The sequence below is a fragment of the Arthrobacter sp. P1_C12_2 genome (genome assembly GCF_056406415.1).
Window position 1 is genome coordinate 1 of record NZ_JBFUAF010000017.1, and the last position, 23985, is coordinate 23985.

General features: G+C 68.2%; 26 protein-coding genes and 1 tRNA gene. 9 read left to right on the forward strand and 18 right to left on the reverse strand.

The window, feature by feature from the left end; translation table 11 throughout:
• Positions 1-38: 38 nt before the first annotated feature.
• From rsgA to AC1DZQ_RS16685, 3 genes are all read right to left on the reverse strand, one after another.
• Positions 39-1163 carry a ribosome small subunit-dependent GTPase A gene (rsgA, locus tag AC1DZQ_RS16675; RefSeq protein ID WP_476964540.1) on the reverse strand — a complete coding sequence of 375 codons (1125 nt, stop codon included), beginning with the start codon at positions 1161-1163 and terminating at the stop codon, positions 39-41.
• Positions 1164-1583: 420 nt separating this feature from the next.
• Positions 1584-2039, reverse strand: a complete 456-nt coding sequence (locus AC1DZQ_RS16680; RefSeq protein ID WP_476964541.1) for an NUDIX hydrolase — start codon at positions 2037-2039, stop codon at positions 1584-1586.
• 34 nt (positions 2040-2073) lie between these two features.
• Positions 2074-2958 carry an N-acetylglucosamine kinase gene (locus tag AC1DZQ_RS16685; protein WP_476964625.1) on the reverse strand — a complete coding sequence of 295 codons (885 nt, stop codon included), beginning with the start codon at positions 2956-2958 and terminating at the stop codon, positions 2074-2076.
• Positions 2959-3063: 105 nt separating this feature from the next.
• Here AC1DZQ_RS16685 and AC1DZQ_RS16690 point away from each other — a divergent pair, with 105 nt between their 5' ends.
• On the forward strand, positions 3064-4116 hold the full coding sequence (locus tag AC1DZQ_RS16690) for a nitronate monooxygenase (RefSeq protein WP_476964542.1): 1053 nt from the start codon (positions 3064-3066) through the stop codon (positions 4114-4116).
• Positions 4117-4228: 112 nt separating this feature from the next.
• On the opposite strand, the gene AC1DZQ_RS16695 is transcribed toward AC1DZQ_RS16690, so the two are convergent.
• Entirely contained in the window at positions 4229-5236 is a 1008-nt protein-coding gene (locus tag AC1DZQ_RS16695) for a LysR family transcriptional regulator (protein WP_476964543.1), read from the reverse strand.
• A 92-nt stretch (positions 5237-5328) separates the two neighbouring features.
• Here AC1DZQ_RS16695 and AC1DZQ_RS16700 point away from each other — a divergent pair, with 92 nt between their 5' ends.
• Positions 5329-6630 carry an MFS transporter gene (locus AC1DZQ_RS16700; protein WP_476964544.1) on the forward strand — a complete coding sequence of 434 codons (1302 nt, stop codon included), beginning with the start codon at positions 5329-5331 and terminating at the stop codon, positions 6628-6630.
• 16 nt (positions 6631-6646) lie between these two features.
• Here AC1DZQ_RS16700 and AC1DZQ_RS16705 read toward each other — a convergent pair whose 3' ends face one another.
• Positions 6647-7810, reverse strand: a complete 1164-nt coding sequence (locus AC1DZQ_RS16705) for a trans-sulfuration enzyme family protein (RefSeq protein ID WP_476964545.1) — start codon at positions 7808-7810, stop codon at positions 6647-6649.
• Positions 7811-7943: 133 nt separating this feature from the next.
• Between AC1DZQ_RS16705 and AC1DZQ_RS16710 the strand changes: the two genes are divergently transcribed.
• Positions 7944-8441 carry an Lrp/AsnC family transcriptional regulator gene (locus AC1DZQ_RS16710; protein ID WP_229995409.1) on the forward strand — a complete coding sequence of 166 codons (498 nt, stop codon included), beginning with the start codon at positions 7944-7946 and terminating at the stop codon, positions 8439-8441.
• Between the two features lie 15 nt (positions 8442-8456).
• Here the strand turns inward: AC1DZQ_RS16710 and AC1DZQ_RS16715 are convergent, their stop codons facing one another.
• On the reverse strand, positions 8457-9695 hold the full coding sequence (locus AC1DZQ_RS16715; protein ID WP_476964546.1) for an MFS transporter: 1239 nt from the start codon (positions 9693-9695) through the stop codon (positions 8457-8459).
• A gap of 175 nt (positions 9696-9870) precedes the next feature.
• Here AC1DZQ_RS16715 and AC1DZQ_RS16720 point away from each other — a divergent pair, with 175 nt between their 5' ends.
• Both AC1DZQ_RS16720 and corA read left to right on the forward strand, forming a co-directional pair.
• Positions 9871-10410 (forward strand): Lrp/AsnC family transcriptional regulator, encoded by a 540-nt coding sequence (locus tag AC1DZQ_RS16720; RefSeq protein WP_476964626.1) that lies wholly within the window; start codon positions 9871-9873, stop codon positions 10408-10410.
• A gap of 7 nt (positions 10411-10417) precedes the next feature.
• A complete protein-coding gene (corA, locus tag AC1DZQ_RS16725; RefSeq protein ID WP_476964547.1) occupies positions 10418-11413 on the forward strand; it encodes a magnesium/cobalt transporter CorA in 996 nt (331 codons plus the stop codon).
• Here the strand turns inward: corA and AC1DZQ_RS16730 are convergent.
• The 5 genes from AC1DZQ_RS16730 to AC1DZQ_RS16750 form a co-directional block, all read right to left on the reverse strand.
• A complete protein-coding gene (locus tag AC1DZQ_RS16730; RefSeq protein ID WP_476964548.1) occupies positions 11410-11733 on the reverse strand; it encodes a hypothetical protein in 324 nt (107 codons plus the stop codon). The two genes, corA and AC1DZQ_RS16730, sit on opposite strands and share 4 nt — an antisense overlap.
• Positions 11734-11888: 155 nt before the next feature.
• Positions 11889-12623 (reverse strand): hypothetical protein, encoded by a 735-nt coding sequence (locus AC1DZQ_RS16735; RefSeq protein ID WP_476964549.1) that lies wholly within the window; start codon positions 12621-12623, stop codon positions 11889-11891.
• Between the two features lie 166 nt (positions 12624-12789).
• The gene (locus AC1DZQ_RS16740; RefSeq protein ID WP_476964550.1) at positions 12790-14382 is read right to left on the reverse strand and encodes an ABC-F family ATP-binding cassette domain-containing protein; all 1593 of its coding nucleotides are present in this window, start codon (positions 14380-14382) and stop codon (positions 12790-12792) included.
• Positions 14379-14849: a GatB/YqeY domain-containing protein gene (locus AC1DZQ_RS16745; protein ID WP_476964551.1), complete on the reverse strand. Its 471-nt coding sequence runs from the start codon at positions 14847-14849 to the stop codon at positions 14379-14381. The genes AC1DZQ_RS16740 and AC1DZQ_RS16745 overlap by 4 nt, the downstream gene beginning before the upstream one ends.
• Before the next feature lie 25 nt (positions 14850-14874).
• On the reverse strand, positions 14875-15243 hold the full coding sequence (locus tag AC1DZQ_RS16750; protein ID WP_476964552.1) for a hypothetical protein: 369 nt from the start codon (positions 15241-15243) through the stop codon (positions 14875-14877).
• Between the two features lie 464 nt (positions 15244-15707).
• On the opposite strand from AC1DZQ_RS16750, the gene AC1DZQ_RS16755 reads away from it, so the two are divergent.
• Positions 15708-16385 carry a glycosyl hydrolase gene (locus AC1DZQ_RS16755; protein ID WP_476964627.1) on the forward strand — a complete coding sequence of 226 codons (678 nt, stop codon included), beginning with the start codon at positions 15708-15710 and terminating at the stop codon, positions 16383-16385.
• Between the two features lie 16 nt (positions 16386-16401).
• Here the strand turns inward: AC1DZQ_RS16755 and AC1DZQ_RS16760 are convergent, their stop codons facing one another.
• Positions 16402-18066 carry a phosphodiester glycosidase family protein gene (locus AC1DZQ_RS16760; RefSeq protein WP_476964553.1) on the reverse strand — a complete coding sequence of 555 codons (1665 nt, stop codon included), beginning with the start codon at positions 18064-18066 and terminating at the stop codon, positions 16402-16404.
• A gap of 180 nt (positions 18067-18246) precedes the next feature.
• Between AC1DZQ_RS16760 and AC1DZQ_RS16765 the strand changes: the two genes are divergently transcribed.
• Positions 18247-18768: a hypothetical protein gene (locus AC1DZQ_RS16765; protein WP_476964554.1), complete on the forward strand. Its 522-nt coding sequence runs from the start codon at positions 18247-18249 to the stop codon at positions 18766-18768.
• A gap of 17 nt (positions 18769-18785) precedes the next feature.
• Here the strand turns inward: AC1DZQ_RS16765 and AC1DZQ_RS16770 are convergent, their stop codons facing one another.
• The 6 genes from AC1DZQ_RS16770 to galU all read right to left on the reverse strand — a co-directional run bounded on the left by AC1DZQ_RS16770 (position 18786) and on the right by galU (position 22627).
• Positions 18786-19415, reverse strand: coding sequence for an N-acetyltransferase family protein (locus tag AC1DZQ_RS16770; RefSeq protein WP_476964555.1), 630 nt, complete (start codon positions 19413-19415; stop codon positions 18786-18788).
• 120 nt (positions 19416-19535) lie between these two features.
• A tRNA-Ala gene (locus AC1DZQ_RS16775) sits at positions 19536-19608 on the reverse strand.
• Between the two features lie 46 nt (positions 19609-19654).
• A complete protein-coding gene (locus tag AC1DZQ_RS16780; protein WP_476964556.1) occupies positions 19655-19795 on the reverse strand; it encodes a hypothetical protein in 141 nt (46 codons plus the stop codon).
• A 146-nt stretch (positions 19796-19941) separates the two neighbouring features.
• Positions 19942-20940, reverse strand: coding sequence for a hypothetical protein (locus AC1DZQ_RS16785; protein ID WP_476964628.1), 999 nt, complete (start codon positions 20938-20940; stop codon positions 19942-19944).
• A gap of 143 nt (positions 20941-21083) precedes the next feature.
• Positions 21084-21704, reverse strand: a complete 621-nt coding sequence (locus AC1DZQ_RS16790) for a GNAT family N-acetyltransferase (RefSeq protein WP_476964557.1) — start codon at positions 21702-21704, stop codon at positions 21084-21086.
• A 5-nt stretch (positions 21705-21709) separates the two neighbouring features.
• Complete coding sequence (gene galU / locus AC1DZQ_RS16795; RefSeq protein ID WP_476964558.1) at positions 21710-22627, reverse strand: UTP--glucose-1-phosphate uridylyltransferase GalU; 918 nt, start codon at positions 22625-22627, stop codon at positions 21710-21712.
• 106 nt (positions 22628-22733) lie between these two features.
• Here galU and AC1DZQ_RS16800 point away from each other — a divergent pair, with 106 nt between their 5' ends.
• Positions 22734-23372 carry a 5-formyltetrahydrofolate cyclo-ligase gene (locus AC1DZQ_RS16800; RefSeq protein WP_476964559.1) on the forward strand — a complete coding sequence of 213 codons (639 nt, stop codon included), beginning with the start codon at positions 22734-22736 and terminating at the stop codon, positions 23370-23372.
• A gap of 137 nt (positions 23373-23509) precedes the next feature.
• Positions 23510-23761, forward strand: coding sequence for an FmdB family zinc ribbon protein (locus tag AC1DZQ_RS16805; RefSeq protein WP_018773751.1), 252 nt, complete (start codon positions 23510-23512; stop codon positions 23759-23761).
• The last annotated feature ends 224 nt before the right edge of the window (positions 23762-23985 follow it).

Here is a 23985-nt window from a genome sequence, read left to right on the forward strand (position 1 = left end):
CCCCGCCACCGGGACCCTTTGCGTCAGCGCGGTGTGCTTCAGCGGGGCCGCCGCCTGCCACCCTTGCCGCCGTGACCGCCCTTCCCGCCGCCGTCGCGAGCGTTCTCGTGGTTGTCCCGTTCGGCCGACCGCTGGCTCTTGCCCGCCACGGCGATCTTTTGGTGCCATTCGCGCTGGTAGGCGCGCCGCGCGGCGGCGTCGTGGCGGCGGGCCAGGGCGGCGAGTTCGCGCTGCAGCTTCAGGTAGCTGGCCCACCGGCGGTCCTCCAGGACGCCGTCGGCGAGCGCGGCCTGCACGGCACAGCCGGGCTCCCGGCCGTGCGCGCAGTCCGAGAAGCGGCAGCGCTCGAAGAGCTCCTCGAGGTCGCCGAACATCTCCTCCATTCCTCCCTCGGCGTCGAAAACCCCGAAGCCGCGGACCCCCGGCGTGTCCATTAGGACGGCGCCGCCGGGCAGGGGGACGAGCGCGCGGGACGTGGTGGTGTGCCTGCCTTTGCCGTCGCCCGCACGGACTGCCCCTGTTTCCTGGGCCGCGACCCCGGCGAGGGCATTGATGAGCGTGGATTTTCCGGCACCGGAAGGCCCCAGCAGCACCAGCGTGCCGCCGGGCGGCAGATGGCCCAGCAGTTCGTCGAGGCCGTCACCGTTCTCGGCAGAGGTGGTGACGACGTCGACGCCGGCTGCCTGGCGCATGACCGTCCCCACGACGTCGTCCGCGAGATCCGCGATGTCCGCCTTAGTGATGATCACGAGCGGCGTGGCACCTGAATCCCACGCTGCGACCAGCGTTCGTTCGAGCCGGTTGTGCGTGAGCGGACGATCCACCGGAACGACGATCCCGACGACGTCCATGTTTGCGCCAAGGACCTGCGCCTCGGACGAAGCCTCGAAGGCACGCTTGCGGCTCAGCTCCGAGTGGCGCGGCAGTATGCCCACGATGGCGGGCTCCCCCGCCGCGTTCGAACCCAGCCAGACCCAGTCCCCCGTGGCGGGAAGCTCCCCGCCGCGGGGGTAGGGCAGGTGGGCGGTTCCGACGCCGTCGGCCACCAGGACGAGGTTGCGGTCCACCCGGATGACGCGGCCCGGGCGGTCGCCTCCCGGCACGGGATGGGCCGCGAACCGCTCGGCGACGCCGGCCGTGTAACCGTAGTGGACTGGACCCACGGGACCAGCCTCATCGGAGGGCCCGGATGAATTTAGTGCGGATGAATTAGGTACGGATGAATGGGCGAAGAGGGCGCCACGGGCGCCCCGGGATGCAGCATGAATGGTCAACGAAAACCCTTTGGTGGGGCCCCGTGGTGCGGCGCGTGCGCGCTGCGGCGGTTTGGGATGCCGTGTGCGGAGACTAGCGCTGGATGGCTAGGCTGCGCCGCGGGACGGGGCAGGAATAATGACATGGCTTGTATCGGTGCGCTGCGCGCTCAGAAATATCGCATTCATTGCTTCCACCTCCCCGTCGATTGCCGGCCTGCTGCGGCCTGCCCTGCTTGCCGACCCTGATTGCCGAGTCGGCTGATCCCGTCTGCGGACTGCCCGGCGGTTTCTACAGAATAGCCATGGAGCCCGCGCCTGGCTAGCGATCTAGCCGGAAAGTTTTCCGTTCAGCGGCCTCTCGCGATACAGGCGCAGTCCGGCATCCACGAGCGAGACCCGGTTCAGCTCCGCCACCGCCTCCAGCGGAATCCAGGCCGCGTGGGTGGTGCTGCCGTTCACCTCGTGGCGCAGTTCCCCGCCCGTGATCGTCGCCTCGTAGACCAGCCGGAGCGACTGGAAGTCCCGTTCGCCGCCGTCGAGCCGTACTTCGGACGGCCAGTGCCCGACGTCGATCCCCAGCATGGCGCCGACCGCGGCGTCGTAGCCGGTTTCCTCGTGGATCTCTCGGCGGCACCCGTCCACCGGGTGTTCGGCCAGGTCCAGGCCGCCGCCGGGCAGCGTCCAGCCCTCGCGGCCGTCCTGCTTCCAGTACGCCAGGAGGATCTCGGCGTCGCGGATGATGACCGCGTAGGCGGCGGGCCGGGTGTCGAATTGCATGCTCATCCCTCCAGCGTAGTGGCCGGAGGATTGCCCCCGGCTAGCCCTGTTCCGCCACCAGTTGCAGCACCCCGAAGACCGGCTCCTGCGCCAGGACCCGGACATCGGTGATCCCGGCTGCCTCCAGTGCCGCGCGGAACGACTCCTGCAGCCGCGGCACGTTCATGCCGAGCCCGCCGCCCAGGATGACGGGGCCCTCGATGCCGAGTTGCCTGACGGTCTGCCCGGCGAGGTCGGCGAGGTCGTGCCCGGCCTGGTCCATGAGGGCCTGGCTCGGCGCATGGCCGGCGTCTGCAGCCTCCACCACGAGCCGGGCCTGCTGGGCCCAGAACCGGCGCCCGGTCTCGGGCGAGTGGAACATTGCGATCAGCTTGTTCGGGTGGTCTACGCCGCAGGATGCCAGCAGGGCGCTAGAGAGCTCGTCCGGTTCCAGCCCCTGGTTCATCCGCCGCAGGCTGTGACGGACGGCCTCCCGGCCCAGCCAGTAGCCGCTGCCCTCGTCGCCGAGAAGGTAGCCCCAGCCCCCGGCCCGGGCTTCCTCACCCCGGCCGTCCCTGCCCCACGCAGCCGAGCCAGTGCCGGCGATCACTGCGACGCCGGTGCTGGCGCCGCCTGCGGCGAGCAGCAGCCGTGTGTCGTGGACCACCGTGATCCGTGCGCCGGGCACGTGGGGGGCAATCAGTGCCGCGAGCGCCGCGGCGTCGTCGTCGGTGTCGATGCCGCCGGCTCCGACGTAGACCTGGGCGACTGCTCCCCCGCCGATCCTGCCGAAGAGTTCCGCCAGGTTGAAGGCGGCTTCCTCGGGGCTGACGTTTTGGACATTGGAGCTGCCCACCGATTCGTCGGCCACGGGCGTGCCGTCCTCGAACCGGACGCCCCGGGTTTTGGTGCCGCCGATGTCCAGGCCGATCACGGCACCTGTCATCGCCGTGGCAGATGGCGTGGTGGAAGATGGAACGGAGTCCGCCGCCGGCGGCAAATCAGTGTTAGTCACTGGAACAGGTTACTGAATCGCTGCAAGGAGCCCGCAATGCCCCACGATCTTTTCGGCACACCCGTCATCGCGGCGCCCATGGCCGGAGGCACCTCAACGCCGGCCTTCGTCGAGGCCGTGCACCGCGCCGGCGGGCTGGGCTTCCTGGCGGCCGGCTACAAGAGCGTGGCGGCCATGCAGGCGGAAATCCGCACCATCCGGGAGTCCGGCGCCCGGTTCGGCATGAATGTGTTCGTCCCGGATCCGGCCCAGCTGCCGCCGTCCGCGGCGGTGCTGGCGGAGCTCGAGGACTACCGGCTGCAGCTGCGCACCGATGCCCGGCGCTACGGCGTGGAGCTCCCGCAGTTGCGGCTGGATGACGACGACGAATGGCAGGGAAAGATCGATGCCCTGCTGGCGGACCCCGTGGAGCTGGTCAGTTTCGCCTTCGGGCTACCCGGCCCCGACGTCGTCCGCGCCCTGCAGCAGGCGGGATCGGCGGTGCTCGCCACTGTCACCACCGCGGCCGAGGCCGTGCAGGCAGCGGAGCAGGGCGTGGACGCCCTGGTGGTGCAGCACACGAGCGCCGGCGGACACAGCGGCGCGTTCCTTCCGGTGTCGGGGGCGCAGCCGGGCGGCACGACGGCGGAGCCCGGCGGCACGACGGCGGAGCTGCTCGCGGAGGTGCGGTCCGCCGTCGACCTCCCGCTGGTGGCTGCGGGCGGCATCATGGACGCGGCCGGGCTGGACGCCGTGCTGCGCGCCGGGGCTGCCGCAGCCCAGCTCGGCACCGCGTTTCTCCGCACGGACCAAAGCGGCGCCCGGCAGCTGCACAAGGATGCCCTGGCCGATTCACATTTCAGCCGGACCCGGCTGACACGCGCCTTCACCGGCCGGCAGGCCCGGGCCTTGGAGAACGAATTCGTCCGCGACCACTCCGGGGCGCCGGAGGCCTACCCGGCCGTCCACCACCTGACCGCTCCCCTCCGGGCCGCGGCGGCCGCAGCCGGCGACACGGAGCGTCTGAATCTGTGGGCGGGCACCGGCTGGCGGCAGGCACAGGCTGGACCCGTGGCCGGCGTCGTGCACGGGTTACTCGCCGGCCGCTGACCGCTGGAGAACGCCCGCAGCACCCCGAGATCGCCGGAAACGTGCGAAACCGCCGGTTTCTTACGGCGATCTAGGGGCCAACCGGCGACCCCGGCGCACCGGTCGGCCCAGCTCAGCCTCCCGAGCGTTCGCGCACGAAGCCCGCCAGGAGCGCCGGCCCGTCGCGCAGCACGAGCTCGCGGAACAGGCGCACGAGATCGGGCTCGGCATCGGCCCTGGCATTCCGGGAAGCCGGCTCCCGCCAGGCGAGGCCGATCTCGCGGAACGCCAAGGCTGAATCCAGGGGAATCTCTACCCAGCCGGGCCCGCCGTCGTCGGCTTCGCTGCCCGGCGACGGGTAGTGCCGCCCCGGTGCGGAGCCGCCGGGCGGCAGGATGCTGACGCCGAGTCCGGCCGAGACGAGTCCGCGGATGGTGTGCGAGTCCTGGCTCTCGAAGGCAATGCGGGGGCGGAACCCAGCCTCCCGGAACAACGCGTCCGTCAGCGAGCGCATGCCGTAGCCGGACCCCATCGCCACGAACGGCTCCTGCCGGATCTCGGCAACCCTTGCCCGACGGCGACCGGCCAGGGGATGCCGGTGGTGGACCACCAGGCGCAGCGGTTCCCGGTACAGCGCGGCCGAACCGATTCTCTTGCTTGGTGTGGCAACCGGTGCCGTGAGCGCCAGGTCCGCGGAGCCCGCGGCCAGTTCCGCCAGGCAGCCGTCCCGCGCACCCTGGCTGAGGTCAAAGGCGGTCTGCGGGTGCCGGCTCCTGAACGCACTGATCAGCAACGGCAGCATTGCCTCGCCGAAGGTGTGCTGGAAAGACACGGCGATCCGGCCCCGGACCACTTCCGATTCGTGCCGGACATTGTCCAGCCCCGTCTTGAATTCGTCCAGGGCGGCCTCGATGTGGGGCATGAGCGCCTTGGCCGCGGGCGTCAGCCGCACGCCGCGGCCGTCCCGGATCAGCAGCTCCGTCCCCACGATGGCGCTGGCACGGGCAATGGCACGGCTCACCGTCGACTGCGGCACGCCCAGGAGCTCGGCCGTCTCGGTGATGTGCTCCGTCCGCCCAAGTTCCGCCAGCAGCGGCAGCAGGGGCAGCAGCTGCACTAGCTGCCGGTGTTCGACGTCCATGTTCCCCTCCCGGGCACTGTTCCATATTTGCTATCTATTCTATGGAAATCATGCATTGGAAGCATTCCTCAGGCAGGTTCTAACCTGAGGGCATGCCACGCTATTCCTCGCCCGCCGGCGCCGCTCCCGGTCCCGCAGCCCATCTTGCAGCCACAGCCGCGTGGGCGGGTCACCCGAAGGGCTCTACGGCCTACCACCGGATTCTCGCCGGGCTTGCCTTCGCCGGCGTCGCGACCTTCGCCCAGCTCTACTCCACCCAGGCGGTGCTCCCCCTCCTGGCGGCGGATCTCCACGTCTCTGCCGCCGAGGCCGCGCTGACCATCTCCCTGGCTACGGTGGGGCTGGCCCTGACGGTGCTCCCGTGGTCCTTCCTGGCCGACCGGATCGGCCGCGTCCGGGCAATGATGTGGGGCATCTCCGCGGCCACCGTCCTGGGCCTGCTGGTCCCGCTGGCCCCCAGCTTCCCGGTGCTGCTGTGCCTGCGGATGCTGGAGGGAATGGCCCTCGGCGGCATCCCGGCCATTGCGATCGCGTACCTCAACGAGGAGGTCAACAAGGCCCACGCCGCCCTCGCCGCCGGGAGCTATGTCGCCGGGACCACCCTGGGCGGCCTGGCCGGGCGGCTGGTCGCCGGGCCTGCGGGCGAACTGTGGGGATGGCGGGCCGCGGCCCTGGCCGTCTCCATTCTGGCCACCGGAGCGGCAGTGCTGTTCCTTGTTCTCGTGCCGCGGGCCCAGGGCTTCACCGCCGCGGCCGCGGGCGGCTTCCGCGGCGCCCTGCGCACGCTGGCCGGCCATGGCCGCAATCCCCGGCTCCTGGCCCTGTACGTCCAGGCGTTCCTGCTCATGGGCGGTTTCGTGGCCGTCTACAACTACCTCGGATTCCGGCTGTCCGGGGAACCGTTCAGCCTGCCCGCCACGGCGATCAGCCTGATCTTCCTGGCCTACCTCTCCGGAACCGTCTCGGCGCGCTGGGCCGCTGGCCTGACGTCGCGGTTCGGCCGGCGCACCGTCCTGATCGCCGGCACCGCACTGATGGCGGGCGGGCTGGCCCTGACGCTCACGGAACAGCTCCTCGCGATCCTGGTGGGATTGCTGCTGTTCACGGGCGGCTTCTTCGCGGCCCACAGCATCGGTTCCGGCTGGACCGGGCTGATCGCCACGACGGGCCGGGCGCAGGCCGCCTCGCTGTACAACCTCGCCTACTACCTCGGCTCCAGCGTGCTTGGCTGGGCCGGCGGCCTGATCTTCCAGCGGCTCGGCTGGACGGCCCTTGCCCTGACGGTCATCGGACTGGCCGGCGCGACGGCGGCCATCACCGCCGTCGCGCATCCCACGCCGGCGCCCGCCACCGGAACCGCAGCTGCCGGCGGCAGGGCTGCAGCACCGGGCTAGGCGCCGGGCCCGCGGGCTACTGCGTTGCCTCGATCGCCTGCACGAGGTCGGCGACGATGTCGGCCGGGTCCTCCAGCCCCACCGAGATCCGCAGCAGGCTCGCGTGCGGCTTGGCCGCGGCCTCGACCGGCCGGTGGGTCAGGCCGGCAGGGTGCTGGATGAGCGTATCGATCCCACCGAGGGAGACGGCGTGGGTGATCATCCCGACGGCGGCCGGGATCCGCTCGGCGTGCTCGGCGCTGGCGAGCTCGAAGGCCATCAGCGATCCCGGTCCGGACATCTGCGTGCCCACGAGGCCCTGCGGGTCGCATTCGGCCAGTCCCGGGTAGTAAACGCGCCCCACAAGCCCGTGCCCCGCCAGGGCAACCGCGACCTTTTCGGCGCTGGCCTGCTGGGCGCGGACCCGGACGGGGAGCGTTGCCAGCCCGCGGTGCAGCAGGTACGCCGGCCACGGGGTCAGGATGCCGCCGGTCACCGCCCGGATCTGGCGCAGGCGCACCGCCCATTCAGCCCCTGCCGCCACCACGCCGCCCATGGCGTCCCCGTGGCCGCCCAGGAACTTCGTGGCACTGTGCAGCACCATGGCCGCACCGTGTTTGAAAGGCTGCTGCAGCACCGGGCTCGCGAAGGTGTTGTCCACCAGGAGCGGCACGCCGTCGGCGGCGGCGGCCACGCGGGCGATGTCCACCAGCTCGAGGGTCGGGTTGGCCGGCGTCTCCAGGATCACCAGGCCGGTGTCCGGCCGCAGGGCGGCGCCGACGCCCTCCGGCGTCGTGAACGTGACCTCGTTGCCGAGGACGCCGGAGGCCAGCAGGTAGTCGCTGCCGCCGTAGAGCGGACGTACGGCGACAACATGCTTCTTGCCCGCCGCCACCACCGCGAGGAGCACGGCGCTCAGCGCCGCCATGCCGGTGGCAAAGGCCACGGACTCGGGCGTGCCTTCGAGGACGGCGACGCCCTCTTCGAAGCGTGCCACCGTGGGGTTCCACAGCCGCTGGTAGACAGTGCTTTGCCCCTCCACATGCGACCCGCCGGTGGCCATGTGCTCGTAGGCCAGGCCCCCGTCGTGCACGGACGGCAGGGGCGCCGTAGTGGACAGGTCGATGGGCACCGCGTGCACGCCCAGTTCCGTGAGCCCGTTCCGGCCTGCGTGGACCGCCAATGAATCTTGAGAAAGCACCCTAGCTCCTTACGAATATTCGCCGTTGAATTCCGCAAGTATCTGGCAATAATTCGCACTTTTGTAGGGGTTGTGAATGGAACTGTCGGATAACGCCGTTTATGATGAACGGAGAACACTACTAGGAGGATCCGTGAGCAGCAGTGCGAAGAATGTTCGGCCGGGAGCCAGCGAGCCGCTGGACGCGATCGACGAGCGCCTGCTCGCTGCCCTCGTCGCGGACGCCCGCATCTCGAACAAGCAGCTGGCAGAGCTGGTGGGGATCGCGCCGTCGACCGCACTGATGCGCACCCGCGCCCTGTCCGAGCGCGGCATCATTGAGGGCTTCGAGGCCAATCTGAGCCTGTCCGCGATCGGGCGCTCGGTCCAAGCCCTCATTGCGGTCCGGCTCCGGGCACATGACCGCGAGCAGATCGACCGCTTCACCGCCCGGGTGCCCAAACTGCCGGCCGTGCTCTCGACCTTCCACACGTCCGGGTCAGTGGACTACCTGCTGCACATCGCCGTGGCCACCACCGAGGACCTCCGGGACTGGGTTCTGGACAACCTGGCCACCGACCCCGTGGTGGGCCACACCGAAACCACGCTGGTCTTCGACCACATCCAGGGCAACCACGGCCCGCTGCCCTAACGGGCCCACGGCGCACTAGACCCGACGCAGAGTGCTCCGCAGCGTAACGGCCGCCAGCGTCAGCGCGGCGGCGGCGCACACCGTGACGAAACCGGCGACGGCGCTCTGCAGCCCGACCATCCCGGCCGCGAGCCCCAGCCCGATCACCGGGAAGGCGCTGCCAAGGTACGTGATGACATAGACGGTGCTGATGATCTGGGCGTGCCGGGCAGCCTCCACCTTGCCGGCGACGTCGTTGAACACGGTCCGGAAGGCCACGCCCTGCCCCACGCCGGCAGTGATGCTGGCCAATATCAGCAGCCAGGGGCTGCTCCAGGCGGCGGCCGCGGCGATCAGCAGGACGGAGACGCCCAGGACGGCCAGGCCGGCGGACACGGCAAACCGTCCCCGGATGGCCAGCAGCTGGCTCAGGGCTGAGGAGCCCAGCGTCAGCCCTGCCAGCAGGCCGATCAGCGGCCGCGAATCGGCGTGGACAATCTGGGCAAAATAGCCGGGTGCCAACGAGAGGCAGAAGCCAAAGACCGTGAAGCTCAGGAAGCCCACCGAGGAAGCCAGCCAGAAGGCGCCGCGCGCGTCGCTGGAGACCGAAGGCCGCCGCGGTGCCAGGACACGCAGGCTCTGGCGACCGGCGTGCAGGCTGATGGCGGGCCGCGCCTTGAGCAGGTAGAGGGGCACCAGCACGGCGGCGAGGACGATGGAGTGCAGGTAATACGGCGTCGACGTCGGACCCGGCAGGAGAGAAAGCAGCCCGCCGATCGCGGGGCCGGCCGCAACGCCGCCGGCCGAGGCCAGGAGCGTGAACCGGGAGGCCCACTCCGGCCGGCTGGGCAGCAGCTCGCGCAGGGCAGCCGAGCTGGCGCCGGTGGCAAGCGCCACGGCGACGCCCTGCAGCGCCCGCCCGGCGCAGAGCGCCACGAGGCTGCCCGCGGTGGCGAAGACAAAGCCGCCTACCAGGCCCACCAGGACCGCCAGCACGAGGGCGGCGCGGCGTCCGATGTGGTCGGACCAGTGGCCGGCGAGAACCAGGGTGGCCACGAGCGCCAGGACATAGGCCGAGAACGCCACCGTGACGTCGAGCGCCGTAATCCCGAGTTTTGCCTGCAGCAGGGGGTACAGCGGCGTCGCCAGATTCGCGCCGACGAGCAGCGTGAAGATCACGACGCCGGCCATCACGAGCCGTGCGGTGGTGGAAGCGTCCCAGCCCCAGCGGTCAGCTGTGGCCGGGCGCATGCGAAGTTCACTGAAGACTGTCATGGCCGTGCCCTTGCAAAGTGCAGGCCGGGCTTTCCCTGTTGTGGGGGAAAGCCCGGCCTGGTCGAAAGATTGGTACCTACAGAATGCAATACCAATGATCTGCATGGCTAAATTCTGTGTCAAAATTGAGCAAAACAGTCATTCTCGGACTGTTGAAGTGAACCGGAGTGATGATTTGAACAGTCTGGACCCCACCGACCTCAAGATCCTGCTGGAGCTGATCCGGGATCCGCGGATCCAGATCGGCGACCTCAGCGATGCCCTCGGCATCGCCCGGAACACCGCCCAGTCGCGCGTGCGGCGCATGTTGCGCTCTGGGGTGTTGCACGACGGCGGCCGCGAAATCGATCTGGAGGCGGTGGGCTACGACGTCGTCGCGTTCGTGACGATCGAGGTCAACCACCGGGAGCTCGACGGCGTCGTAGGGGCCCTGCGGCTGATCGCCCAGGTCCTGGAAGTCCACGAGATCTCCGGCCGCGGCGACGTCTGGTGCCGGGTGGTGGCGACGGATACGCACAACCTCCAGGCGGCCCTCCGGTCGATTCTTCGGATCAAGGGCGTCATCCGCACCGAGACTGTGCTGGCGCTGCATACCCATATCCCCTACCGGACCGAGCCCCTTATCAGCCGGCTCGCCCAGGGCAACGCGCTGGCTCCCGGCCGGTCCGCGTCGCGGCGGGCCGCTTCCGCCGAACCCCAGATGAACAAAGGATAATGTGCCGGTGACTATCATCGACAACGCCGTTTACGTTGACGGCATCCGCAGCGCCGAGCCTCGGAACCTCGAGCAGACCTTCGAGACCCTCACCGAGCACGGGGGCATGGCCTGGATTGGCCTGTACCGGCCCACGACCGAAGAAATGGCTGCCGTCGCGGCAGAATTCAACCTGCACGGGCTGGCGGTGGAAGACGCAATTTCTGCCCATCAGCGCCCCAAGCTGGAACGCTACGACGACAACCTATTCACTGTGCTCCGGCCCGCCCGGTACCTGGACGAGACCGAGACGGTGGAGTTCGGCGAACTGCACGTGTTCACGGGGCGGAACTTCGTGGTCACCGTACGGCACGCCGAGACGAAGGTCGTGGGCCAGGTCCGGCGCCGGCTGGAGGGCCGACCCGATCTGCTTCGCCACGGCCCCGAGGCCGTCCTGTACGCACTCATGGACCAAGTGGTGGATGACTACGGACCTGTGGTGGCCGGGCTGGAAAACGACATCGACGAGATCGAGGACCAGCTCTTCAGCGGCGACCCCCTGGTGTCCCGGCGGATCTACGAGCTCGCCCGGGAAGTCATCCATTTCCAGCGCGCCATCCACCCGCTCCCGGCAATGATGCAACAGCTCCGGCGTGGCTTCGAGAAGTACCGGGTGGACACGGAACTGCAGCACAGCCTGCGCGACGTCGAAGACCACGTGGAACGGCTGATTTCCCGCGCCGATTCCTTCCGCGACCTGCTGCAGAACGCACTCACCCTGGACGGAACCCTGACCGCCAACCGCCAGAACGAGGCCAGCGCGAAACAAAACGAGCAGGTCAAAAAGATCTCGTCATGGGCCGCGATCTTCTTCGCACCAACATTTGTGGCCGGGCTGTACGGCATGAACTTCGACAACATGCCCGAATTGCACTGGACGCTGGGCTACCCGATGGCAATCGCGCTCATGGCCGGCACGGCGGCGCTGATGTACGCCATCTTCAAGAAGAAGGGCTGGCTCTAGCCGGAAGCGCGGCGGTTCCGGACCTGGACCACGAGCCGCCGGAACGCCAGGATAAAAACGACCTCGACCAGCACCATGAGTCCGAGCAGCAGCCACTTCCCGCTGCCAATGAAAGCGATGGCCCCGATGAGGACCAGAATGCTTCCAAGCGCGAGGGAATACACGGCAAATCCGAGGGCAACCCGGGCGCTGCGGACGCCCGTGCGGAAGCCGAAGCCCTGCGGTTCCCCGCCGGGGTAGCCCGCAACCCGGTCCGGGCCAGCGGGCTTGAGCTGGTCGAACTCCTCCCACGGGTCGCGGTCCTGCTTCTGATTGGTCATGTTTCCATTATCTCGCGGACCCGGAGCGCCGCACCTGTGAGACCGAACCGTATGACATTTTCGCGCTGAAACATTTTCGTGCCGTCGCATTTCGTGCCGTCACGACGACGGGGCCCGGACCAGTGGTCCGGACCCCGTCATTGCAGACCTGATGGCTACTTGCTGTGGCCGTGGCCGCCCGAGTCGCCGCCCTTGTTGGTCTTGGCGGCGTGATCGCTGCCATGGCTGGTCGGCGCGGCACGGTGTTCGGCGGTCTTGGCCTGGCCGGCGGCGCGATGTTCGGCCGCGTTGGCCTGGCCGGCGGCGCGGTGTTCGGCCGCGTTCTGGTGCGCCCATCCGCTGTTGCCGTTCGATGCGTGGGACGCCTCGGCTTCCGGCGCGTCGGCCGAATCCTGCGCATCGTCTTCGGCAGGCGCCGGGGCCGGGGCCGCGGGGGCCGGAGCTGCGGGTGCCGGGGCAGCGGGGGCCGGGGCAGCAGGCTCCTGCGCGTCCGCGACCTCTTCCGCGCCCTGGTCGTCCGCGTCCTGATCGTCCGAGTCCGCGTCAGTGCCCTGATCGTCCGCCTCCTGGTCATCCGACTCAGCCGGATCGCCCGGTTCGGACGATTCAGACGATTCAGAGGGTTCAGAGGATTCGGACGATTCGTGATCTGCGGCTTCCTCGTCGGCGGCTTCCTGGCCGCCCACTACCGGGGTCTCCGACTCGGCCGGATCGGCCGACTCAGAGGTCGCGGTGCCGGTCGCCGTCGTGGACGACGTCGGGTCAGCCGGAAGATTGGTGGTCGCGGTGGCCGCCGCTGCGCCGGCGCCGCCGGTGACGACGACGGAGGCCACTACTACTGCCTTGCCTGTGGTGCCCAGCGCACTGAGCCAGCCGATGATTCCTGCCACGGGAGATTCCTTTCAAAGCGGATAAGAGACCGCTGCCGTCCCCCCGGTCGGCAGCCAGCGCCACACTACCGCTCGGAAACGAACACGTGGCGGTCCGTCAGCCGCTTAGGCCACATCCTGCGCCAATGCTGAGCAAACACTGAGCGTCGGGGCAATCACCACGCCCCTAGGCCGCGCGTACGTCGACCTCGCCGGGCTCTGCACCATCGGTGCCGAAGACCAGCTGACGGGTGGCAATCTTCTCGGTGAAGAAGCGGTCGTGGCTGACCACGACGACCGCGCCGGGAAAGTGGAGCAGTGCCCGCTCCATCACCTGGGTGCTGGACATGTCCAGGTGGTTGGTGGGCTCATCCAGGAGCCGCACCGAGGCACCGGAGAGCAGGCACTGGGCCATGGCGACGCGGGCTTTCTGTCCGCCGGAGAGGTTCCCGATCTTCTGTTTGAGGTCGGCCTCGGAGAACTGGAACATCGCGAGGAACCTGTTGACGGACTTCTTCGTGGCGCTGAAGGCCAGGCTGCCCGGCAGCGCGTTGACGGCGTGCGAAACGGTGTCGGCGTCGTCGAGCTCTTCGAGCATTTTGTTGTACGAAACAAAACCGGGGCCCTTGGCCCAGACCACTTCACCGGAATCCGTCGGTTCCTCCCCGGTCAGGACTTTCAGCAGCGTGGACTTGCCACTGCCGTTGGAGCCCAGGACCACAATCCTGTTGCCGCGGCGGATCTCAAAGCTCAGGTCCTCGAACAACACCTTGTCGCCATAGGACTTGCCCAGCCCTTCGACCCGGCAGAGGACATCCTTCACGTGCAGCCCGCCGTAGATCTCGGTGACGATCTGGTCTACGGGCCGGGGCGTGCGCGCCTTCTTGATCTTGGCCAGCTGGTTCCCCAACCCGCGGCTGGCGGCCTTGGCGGCCTCGCGGCGGTCGGCGATGCCCTCCGCTTCAAAAGCCAGGAGCTCGGATTCATGGACGAACTGCGCCTCGAGTGTTTTGAGCCGGAACTGCTTCTGGACAACGTACTCGGCGAAATTTCCGGGGTATTCGTGCAGATGGAAGTTTTCGACCTCGATGATCCGGGTGACCACCGCATCAAGGAACTTCCTGTCGTGGGAGACGATGATCGCGGCGCCACGGAAGTCGCGGAACCAGTTTTCCAGCCATTCGACGCCGGCCACGTCGAGGTAGTTGGTGGGTTCATCCAGCAGCAACACGTCCGGGCCCTCCAACAGGATCTTGGCCAGGGCGGCGCGGTTGCGCCACCCGCCGGAGAGTTCGTCTATCGCGCAGCTGCGGTGAGCGTCGCTGAACCCCAGCGTGGTCAGGACGGTGTCGATGCGCCGCTGGTAATCCCAGCCGTCGAGACGGTCCATGTCCTCGAACAGCTCGGCCTGGCGACGGATCAGCCGGTCCAGCTCCGCGCCGGCCGGGTCCGCGGCAATAGCGGCGTCGATGCCTGCCAGCTCGGCCTCGGCAGCCTTGATCTCGACGAACAGTCCGTCAAGGACCTCAAGGATGGTTGCCTCGCCGTCGAGCTCGGAAAACTGGGAGAAGTACCCCACCCGGGTTCCCTGCTCCACGGTGACCGTTCCGGCGTCCGGGGAGAACTGGTCCAGGATGAGTTTGAGGATGGACGTCTTCCCGGAGCCGTTCTTGCCAATCAGGCCGACCCGGTCCCCGGGTTCGAGCCGGAAAAACGCCTCGCGGAGGATCTGTGTGTTGTCGAAGCGGACGCTGACGTCGTGCAGCCGGATCAGGCTCACTGCTGCGCGAGACGGTTGCGGACGATTTCGCTGACGGCCTTGCCGTCAAAACGTCCGGCCACCGTAGCGGTGACGGGCTTCATCACTGCCCCCAGCTGACGCATGGACAGCTCGACGCCGTCGGCCTTGAGCGCTGCGATGGCCTGGTCCACGATCGTCTCGACTTCCGCCGCCGTGAGTGGCTTGGGCAGGTAGGCCTCGATCACCTCGGCCTCGGCGATCTCGGCGGCGGCACGCTCGGCCTCCCCGGCTTCGGTGTAGATGCGGGCTGTGTCGCGGCGCTTGGCGGCTTCCTTCTGCAGGAGTGCGGTCACCTGTGCGTCGTCCAGCACGATTGGCGTCTTGCCCGATTTCTCCCGGGTTTCGATCTCGCCCAGGACGTTTCGCACGGTGGTCAGGGCAACCTTGTTGCGGTCCTTCATGTGGCTCACGACGTCGGCGTGCAGGCGTTCTTTCAGGGTGGTCATAGTTCTCCTCGTGTTGTTAACAAGGCTAGCGGCAGAACCCGTTGGCCCCGATCGCCGAGAGGATCCGCTGGGCCTCCCCGTCGGAGAGGGCCGGGACGTCGCCGCTGAACTCTGTCTTTGCGGCAACGACGAGCTGGTCCGCCGTCGATTGCCCCAGCAGGCGGGCACACAGGCGGCGGGCCTTGTCCACTGCCTGGTCGCCTGGCAGGCGGGGGTTGATCTTGGCGAGCGAGGCCAAGAGCGCTTCCTGCTGGGCCGCGTCCGGCTTGGGAAGCGACGCCGGCAGGCCCGCGGACGGACTCCCGGCGGACGGCTCGGGACTCGGGGAGGCGGAGCAGGCCGCGGTCAGCAGAAGAGACAGCAGGGCAAATACGATCGCGGGGGTGTTCTTCAACGTTAGTGGCCTTGTCTGTAATGGATTTCTGCGCTGGATTTCGGCTTGTTTGCCGTGCTGGTTTTTGCCGCGCAGATGGGTGCGCCGGCGCGGCCACGGCGCCGATCACGCATGTTGACACCATCTCATGAATGCTGTCTTGCCCCGCACCCGAGGTCGCCGGTATTGCTGCGCGCTGCGGCTGTTCCAAATGCCGAGAGAGTGGCGTAGCGTGACCTTCGTCACATCCGGTTGAGGATTGGTATCGGCCCGCTTCGCTTCGAAAGAAGAAATCCATGGATCGCCGGACATTTCTCACTGCAATGCTGTCTGCCCCGGCTGCGGCCGGGGCGAGTTTCGCCGCCACACCGCCAGAGCCGGTTCCGGCCCCCTCCGCGCCATCCCTTGCCCGTCGGGCCAACTCCACACGGCGTGCCCTCAAAGGCGCAGCCCACGGCGGGGATGATGCACTGGCGCTGAGACAAATCCGGAGTCTCAACGCCAGCTGGTACTACTCCTGGGGATCCGCGTACACCGTCACGACCAACCCGGCCTTTGTCCCGATGGTGTGGAGCGCGAATACCTTGCTCCGAAAGGACGCCCTTGGCGACGTGGCAAGACAACTTCCCCAGACGAGGACCAAACACCTCCTGGCTTTCAACGAGCCGGACCACCCTGGCCAGGCCAACATGTCTGTCGATGAGGCCATCCGGTTGTGGCCCCATCTTCAGTCCACCGGGCTGCGGTTGGGATCTCCGGTCACCGTCGGTGTCAGGAGCCCGTGGCTGGACCAGTTCATGGCCAAGGCGCGGCGGGCGAACCTCCGCGTCGACTTCATGACGATGCATTCCTACGGCTCGCCCAACCCAGAGAGCTTCCTCGCGAAAGTTTTGTACTTGCATCACAGGTATGGAAGGCCGGTCTGGGTTACCGAATTTGCGGTTGCGGACTGGTCGGCAACGCCGGCACGCCCCTCCCGGTACACGACACGCGAGATCGCCTACTTCATGCAGGTTGCGGTCGCCGGCATGCGTGCGATGCCCTTCGTCGAACGGTTTGCGTGGAAAGCCAGGGAACCCAGCGACCCTGCCATGGGCCCGTCAGCCCTCTACCAAACGAACGGCCCGCTGACATCCCTCGGCAGGCTGTATGCTTCGCTGTGACCCCCGGGTGCGGCCGCTACTTGTCCGTCTCATCCTTGCGGGTAGGCAGCACGAGAAGGGCGTCACCGACGGGACGTTCCGCGCCGCCCGAAGGGATATTCAGGACGGTTCCTCCTGCAACAGCTGTTGTTGAACCGCCACCGTCCAGGTTGATCGCCTGGACCATGCCGAGTGACGCGGCGACGCCGGCCTCTTCCTTCAGGCTCAGGCCCAGTGAGGCGGTCGAGCGTCCGTCGGCGGTCACCAGCATGGTTTTCCCCTGGGCATCGGTGCCGGCGAACGTCCGCGGGTTCCGCTTGTGGACCCAGCCGTAGTAGAAGCTGTTCCCGTCATTGGGGTGGACCATGCCGTCACGCTTGGCGGTGACCTCCTCCTTGCCGTCCTTGACCAGCAGCGGACCGCCGTTGACGACCGTGGTGTCCTTGTCCGTGGAGAAGGTCTTTCCGTCCTGGCCGAGCAGACCGGTACCAATTTTCAGCTTCCCGCCCACCGTGGCCATTGCCCGGAGCCGTGCGACGTCGGTCCCGGTCGCCTGGATAGTCCGTCCGCCGGCAGGAACGGCCGAGCCACGGGTCTCGACGACTGAAGTGACGGTGTCGTGATTGTCCACCACCACTTCGAGGCCCGGACCGGCCGGGGTGGATGGCCCGAATTCGGGCGTGAAGGCCACGAGTTCGTTGGCGTTCGTGCAGGTGACGTCATGGAGTGCGAGCGGGGTGGGCAGGCCGTTGGCTCCGCCGCAGTTGCGGATCAGGCCAGGAACCCGGTCAATGCCGTCCAGATCCGCGTCACCAGACGCGGAGGAGACGGTGCCGGCCCAGGTCAGCCGCTGAATGCCGGTGCTGTTCTTTTTGCCGTCGATGACCAGGGCCGGGCGGTCCGCGACTGGTTCGCTGAGGGTCTTGCCGCCGTAGACACCGGCCCCGGCGGGGTCACCTTCGGCGCCGGCCGCCGGGTCGAAGACGAAGTAGCCTGCGTTGACGGCGGCGATGGCGCGTGCGTCGGTAGCCAGCTGGCTGGTGGTCTCCCGTTTTTCCAGGTCCGGACCGAATGAGCCGGTGAGCTGACCCTTGAAGTTCCCGGGATCGATGGTGATGACCTCAAGGTTCCACGGCCCGCGGGTCTTCGTGCTGGTGCCGGCGTCGCCGTCCCAACCGGTATAGATCACCGAGGAGGCAAACCCGGCCGCCTTGATCTGCGCGACAACCGGGTTGCCGTCGGCTTTGGCGGCGAGGTGACCGGCGCGGACCCGATACCCCAGATCGCCGCCGGCGTCGGCCAACTGCGGGGACTGGACATGCTCGACTCGGGCATCGATTCCGGCCGCTTTGAGCTTGTCGGCGATGTGCTGCGCGGTGGCCTGGCTGGAGAGCGCCGAGGCTGGTGCGTCAGGATCCGGCGAATCCGACGGTATGGCCACTTCGGCTGTCCAGAACAGTGATGGGTCTGCTCCGCCGCGGCTGATCTTTGTCCGGGTGACGCCCGGGGCGAGCGTGGTCACCGTCCGGATTTCGGGCAGGTCGGTGGGGCCAAGGTCGAGGTGGGCGCCTTGGCTCGCTCCGGTGTCACCTTTCTGGCTGCCGTCCGCATGAGTGGGGCCGGCGGGAGTGAGGAGCGCTGAACAGACGGCGAGAACAAGTCCGCCGGACAGGGCGCTGCGGTGCATTAGGGAGGCTTTCATCCGTCCACCGTAGACAAGCCGCCAGGCCGAATCCGCCTGTTTCATGCGGGGTTGGTCGCCTGTTGGCCGAACCTTTGCAGCCCGTTTACCGACTCCCGCGGTGATCGCCCGGGAGCGCCGGAGCACGCCGCACCCGCCGCGCCGCCTGCCACTGTCCGGGCCTCGGCTTAGGCTGGTCGCATGCCGCCAACGCCAGCCCCGACTCCGGTTCCGGTTCCGATTGAAGTCCTCCTCCATTCAGGTCCGGCCGAGTGGTGGCAGATCGTTGCCGCGCTTGCCCCTGTTGCGGTCCTCGTAGCGGCAGCCGTTGGAGCGTTCATGGCCTGGCGGACACTGCGCCAGAAGGCCGTGGCCGACGACCGGGCCGAGTGGTGGAAACGGACCCAATGGGCGCTGGACCGTGCCCTGGATGAGGACGAGGACGGCAAAGCCCTGGGGCTGGCAGCACTGGATGTGCTCGCCCGCAGCGAGTTGGCCCGGAACGAGGAGCTCGAACTCCTGGACATCGCGTGGAAGTCCGTGAACGGGGCTGAGGAATATGCAGGCAGCGGGCAGCACGTCTCCGCAAGAGTTTCCAACTCTGCAACCGTCTCGCAGCACCGGGTTCAGGTCACCGCCGCCAGACTGCGCGTCAGACTCGACGAGCGCCTAGGCCGCACGACACCTCCCGGCACCACGGCCCTCGCGAACGAAGCGCTCTAGCCGTACCCAGGCTGCTGTCACCGGCCTGGCGGCCTGTCCTCGAATGGGAGCACAAGAATGACGGCCGCGCAGATGCACTCCGCGCCGCACAGGGGGCAGAGGTAGCCGGCCGCTTTCTGGTCGTCCGCCCAGAAGGCGGGGACAGTGGCCACCTGCCCAAACCCGGCCCGCTCCAGCATCCGCAGGGAAGAGTGCTGTGGATTGGCCGAGACCCAGGAAGCGGACACGACGTTGCGGCAGCCGCGGGCCTTCAGAAAGTCCAGGCTGGCCGCGAGCATGATTGAACCGACGCCCAGCCCCCGGGCTGCGGGCGCGACGACGATGGACTTCAGCTCCCCGGACCGGCACCCGGCCAGACCGGCGTCGATCCCGGCGAGGCGCAGGCGCTCCTGCAGCGCGGTGTGCGACGCCTGGTCCAGGACACGGGCGGTCGCCGCGCCCAGGAGTTCGCGGCTCCGGCTGCGGGCGCGGATGACGACTCCCCCGCCCTCGACGGTGAGTTCCGTCAGAGCCGATGGCCGGACGAAACCGGATCCGAGGGATTCGTTGAGGAGCGCTGCCGTTTCGCCGGCCACGGCGGGCCCAGGCGTACCCACGTGCAGGCGGACGTTCGACGCCGGCCGGGTCCCCACCGCTGTGGCTATCATGTTGCTCCTCGTTGGCGGGCATGACCACGCACCATTGCATCGCCTTGGGACAGGCGGGGACGACCCCGCGGCCAGCAATGTTTTCCCCGCACTCAAAGGTTCAAAAACCTCTGAAATCTGTGGAGCTAAGGAGATTCGAACTCCTGACCTCTTCGATGCGAACGAAGCGCTCTACCAACTGAGCTATAGCCCCGAAGCAACGCCGGTCCTGACGGAACGGCGTTGCCGGTGTCCCTAGGCTACAAACTATCTGCGCTGTTTTCCAGCCAGCCCCGGAAAGTCTCGGTGCCGTGTCGCGCGTCCGGCACCAGGTTCAGCCCCTCGCGCAGATAGCGGCTCATGGCTCCGGGCAGCGGCAGGCGCACCACTTCGCGGCCCACTTGTTCTGTTCCTCCGGCGATGCAGATCCTTGTGATGGCCCGAGGCTGCCGCAGCGAAGCCGGTCGGCGACGTTTCGGGGAAATGAAAAACCCCGGGCAGCCATCGCTGGCTGCCCGGGGCGAAATCTCCGGAAGGACGGACCGGATCAGGCGCGGCGACGCTGGAGGACATCATCCAGGTTGCTCAAGGCGCTCTGGGCCTTGCTGAGCTGCTTAGTCTCGGAATCGTCGGCGGTCTGCGGATCGGATGCTACCGGCCGGGCCGAGGCCTGCTTGAGGGACGGTTTCCCGACGGCCTTCGGCGCCTCAGGGAGGTCGAGGGGCTTAGGGGCTGCACGTTCGGCCTTCGCGGCTTCGACGTAGGTGGGCTTGGGAACCTCGACGGGCTCCCAGCTCGTGCCCTCCACTACTGCCGCCGTGCCGGCTGCCACAACCGCCGAGGCATCCCCCGAGGCTACGGCTTCGGCGAGGGCGGCCTGGCGGAGTTCCAGTGCGGTCAGCGGCTTCGGTGTTGGTTCGGGCGTGTCGCGGCCCGCTTCGGCGTCGAAGAGCGGGCTTTCCGGCCGGGCGCCGGGACGGCCGGCGGGAAGGGAGGGGGTCTGTTCGGGCGCGGACGGCCGCGCAGCGGTGCGTTCCGGGCTGCCCATTGCTGCACGGAATGCGGCGTTCATCTTCCGCCGGCGGTCGCGGACGGCGAGTCGGCGAAGCAGCACCACTGCGGCGACGGCGCCCAGCAGGGCCGTCACCGGCAGCCAGCCTGAACCGATGCCGAAAAGTCGAAGAGCCCCGGACACCACTGCCGTGACGAGGGATAGGAGCCCGGCGACCGCCAGCACCAGCCGTCCCCAACGAATCCGGAACGCCGGGGAGCTCGCCGCAGCAACCGGGCTCGCTCGAGGCGTCGCCGCCTTGCTCGCCCCAGGCCTTGGTGTGCCACCGGCCGGTTCCGCGCGCTGAGTGCTGATCATGGGATTCTCCTGCTGCGCCGCCATTTTCATAACCTTCCCCGCATGTGGATCTGCTGGTTCCATGTCAATGACGTCCGCCAGGAATTCGCCTGCAGGCTGCAGCTGGTGGCGCCCGTTCCGGAGAACGTAAGGCGCCACCCACACGATCCAGAGCGCAACAGCAATGACAAGTATCACAGAGCTGCTAAGAGGGAAGTCCACACTCAAAACCGTATGAGGTATATGGGGTGCTGCCCCGCATTGTCAGGGGTGTGTCGCGAGCGCCGCGGCCGCTGGCCGGCGTCGGGGCGTCGTGGCTGGTCAGGCGGCTGTCACGGGCTTCAGGACTGGCGGGTTCTCAGCCACCGTGCGAGGAGGCCTTCCGGCACTTCCTCGGCCGTGAGCGCGAAGGTCCGGTGGTCCGCCCATTCACCGTTGATGTGCAGGAACCTGGGCCGGAATCCCTCATCGCGAAACCCGAGTTTCTCCACCACGCGCAGGCTCGGCGCGTTCTCCGGCCTGATGTTGATCTCCATGCGGTGCAGGCCAAGGGTGCCGAAGCAATAGTCCGTCGCCATGGCCACGGYGGTCGGGGCGATCCCCCGGCCGGCCCGCTCCTTGTCGACCCAATAGCCAAGGGTCGCCATCATGGCCGATCCCCACACGATCGAGGACACCGTCAACTGCCCCACGATCACCGGCGCCTGATGCCCGGGCGTCCATTCCGCGATCACGAAAGGCAGGGCCGTGGCCTGCGCGGCCTGGGCCTTGAGCGAGCGAACCATCTGCCGGTAGTCCGGCAGTCCGCCGCCGGGGACCGGGTTCGACGCCTCCCAGGGGGCCAGCCACTCGCAGTTACGGGACCTGAGCGCTGTCCACTCCTTGCGGTCCCGGTACCGGATCGGGCGCAACACGATGTCGCCACTCTCCAGGGTCACCGGCCAGGTGAAGCTGCCCCCCACGGGAGTTATTTGGCGAGGCTGGGCGCCAGGCTGGCCGCGAAGCCGGGTAGCCATTCGCGCAGGCCGGGGCCCAGGTCCTCACTGTCGCAGGCGAGCTGGACGCAGGCCTTGAGGTAGCTGAGCTTGTCGCCGGTGTCGTAGCGGCGGCCGCGGAAGATGACGCCATACACGCCGTAGCCCTCGCCGGTGCCGGCCGAGAGTTCCTGCAGGGCGTCCGTGAGCTGGATTTCCCCGCCGCGGCCGGGCGCGGTGCGCTCCAGCACTTCAAAGACGGCCGGGTGCAAAACATAGCGGCCGATCACGGCCAGGTTGGACGGGGCGTCCTCGGCGTCGGGCTTCTCCACGAGCTGGTTGACGCGGACGTAGTCCTCACCGCCGATTGCCTCGACGTCGGCGCAGCCGTAGGCACTGATCTGGGACGGGTCCACCTCGATCAGAGCGACCACCGACCCGCCGGTCTTGGCCTGGACGTCGATCATGGTGCTGAGGAGCTCATCGCGGGCGTCGATGAGGTCATCGCCCAGGAGGACGGCGAACGGCTCCTGCCCGACGTGCTGCTTGGCCCGGAGGACGGCGTGGCCGAGGCCCATGGGATCGCCCTGGCGGACGTAGTGGATGTCGCCGAGGTTGCTGGCGGCCTGAATGGACTCGAGCTTCGCCGTGTCGCCCTTCGCCTTCAGCGTGGACTCCAGCGCGGGAACGCGGTCGAAGTGGTCCTCCAACGCCCGCTTGTTGCGGCCCGTGATCATCAGGATGTCGTTCAGGCCGACATTCACGGCCTCCTCGACGACGTACTGGATGGCCGGCTTGTCAACGACAGGCAGCATTTCCTTGGGCATGGCCTTCGTGGCCGGAAGAAACCTGGTACCAAGGCCCGCGGCGGGGATAACGGCCTTGCGGACGGAAGCGTTGGGTGTATTCACACGACTAATCTAACGGAGGGACCAATCATTGCGTAATCATTATTCGAACCGCCCGCCGGGCCCTCCCCGGTGCGTCGCGGCCGATAGAGGCAGAGGACGGGCCAATATGGCGTCAAAAGAGGAAATACGCTCTGGCCACAGGGCGGCGCGTTCCGCGCTCCCGCTGGCCGCGCAGGATGCCGCCGCGGCGGGCATCGCCCGCCATGGGCTCCAGTGGGCCTCCGGGCTGGCCCGCGGCGGCCAGGGCACCTTCGCGGCGTACCTCGGCGTGGGCGCCGAACCGCCCACGCAGCCGCTGCTGACGGCCCTGGTCGATGCCGGACACCGGGTGCTGCTGCCGGTTTGCGAACCCGATATCGAGCTCAGCTGGGTGTATTGGACTCCGCAGTCCGGGTTTGTCCGCAGCCGGTACGCGCCCATCCAGGAGCCTGTCGGAGAGCGCCACAGCACCGAAGTCATGCGGGACGCCACCGCAATCTTCCTGCCGGCCACCGCCGTGGATCTCTCGGGCAACCGCATCGGACAAGGCGGCGGCTACTACGACAAGTTCCTGGCCTCCCTGGCTGCCATGTCGTCCGCGTCCAGCGAAGCGTCCGACGCCGCGGCGCTGCCGACGGCCGCCGTCGTCTATTCCAGCGAGGTGCTACCCGCAGGCAGCATTCCCGCGGAGTCGTTCGACCGGAAAGTCGACACGGCGCTGACCCCGGGCGGGATCATCCGGCTCGGCCGATCCCTGCTCGGCTGATCCGGGTTCCTGCCAAGGTGATAGAATTGGCACTCAGGCCCTGCGACTGCTAAGCGGAACCTGTCGATAGATATATCGGCGGTGATCCCGACTCGACAGCACGGGACCTGCTCGTTTGTCCCTGAGGAGGATTTCCAGTGCCCACGTATGCATACGCCTGCAAGGACTGCAGCCACGCCTTCGAGATCGTGCAGTCGTTCAGCGACAACTCCTTGACGTCCTGCCCCGAGTGCCAGGGCACGCTGCGCAAGAAGTTCAACAGCGTCGGCGTAGTGTTCAAGGGCTCGGGCTTCTACCGGACCGATTCGCGCGACGCCAAGGGCAGCACGGTTTCCCCGGCTCCGGCAGCTCCCGCGGCCACCCCCGCACCCGCCGCTGCGGCCAGCTAGGGCATCTGCCGGGTTGGCGCCGACAGCCAGTTGGGCCACGCCCCGCTGAGGCTGCTTAGTTCGTTAGTTCCGCCGACCGTTGTCCACATAGGACGTTCCACGGCTCCCGCCGCTATGCGCTGATCCGTAGCGTGGCGGCATGGCACCTACTCTCAGCGCGGTTTCCCCGCCTTCGTTCCGGACGGCTGCCACGGCCGCGTCCAGATGGTCTTCCACGCCTTCGT

Coding starts and splice junctions, on each gene's coding strand:
- AC1DZQ_RS16715 (WP_476964546.1), bottom strand. CDS start 9,695: ATGACAGTCTTCAGTGAACTTCGCATGCGCCCGGCCACAGCTGACCGC.
- AC1DZQ_RS16765 (WP_476964554.1), top strand. CDS start 18,247: ATGCCGCCAACGCCAGCCCCGACTCCGGTTCCGGTTCCGATTGAAGTC.
- AC1DZQ_RS16730 (WP_476964548.1), bottom strand. CDS start 11,733: ATGACCAATCAGAAGCAGGACCGCGACCCGTGGGAGGAGTTCGACCAG.
- AC1DZQ_RS16695 (WP_476964543.1), bottom strand. CDS start 5,236: ATGGACGTCGAACACCGGCAGCTAGTGCAGCTGCTGCCCCTGCTGCCG.
- AC1DZQ_RS16745 (WP_476964551.1), bottom strand. CDS start 14,849: ATGACCACCCTGAAAGAACGCCTGCACGCCGACGTCGTGAGCCACATG.
- AC1DZQ_RS16700 (WP_476964544.1), top strand. CDS start 5,329: ATGCCACGCTATTCCTCGCCCGCCGGCGCCGCTCCCGGTCCCGCAGCC.
- AC1DZQ_RS16800 (WP_476964559.1), top strand. CDS start 22,734: ATGGCGTCAAAAGAGGAAATACGCTCTGGCCACAGGGCGGCGCGTTCC.
- AC1DZQ_RS16685 (WP_476964625.1), bottom strand. CDS start 2,958: ATGACAGGTGCCGTGATCGGCCTGGACATCGGCGGCACCAAAACCCGG.
- AC1DZQ_RS16770 (WP_476964555.1), bottom strand. CDS start 19,415: ATGATAGCCACAGCGGTGGGGACCCGGCCGGCGTCGAACGTCCGCCTG.
- AC1DZQ_RS16690 (WP_476964542.1), top strand. CDS start 3,064: ATGCCCCACGATCTTTTCGGCACACCCGTCATCGCGGCGCCCATGGCC.
- AC1DZQ_RS16760 (WP_476964553.1), bottom strand. CDS start 18,066: ATGAAAGCCTCCCTAATGCACCGCAGCGCCCTGTCCGGCGGACTTGTT.
- AC1DZQ_RS16680 (WP_476964541.1), bottom strand. CDS start 2,039: ATGAGCATGCAATTCGACACCCGGCCCGCCGCCTACGCGGTCATCATC.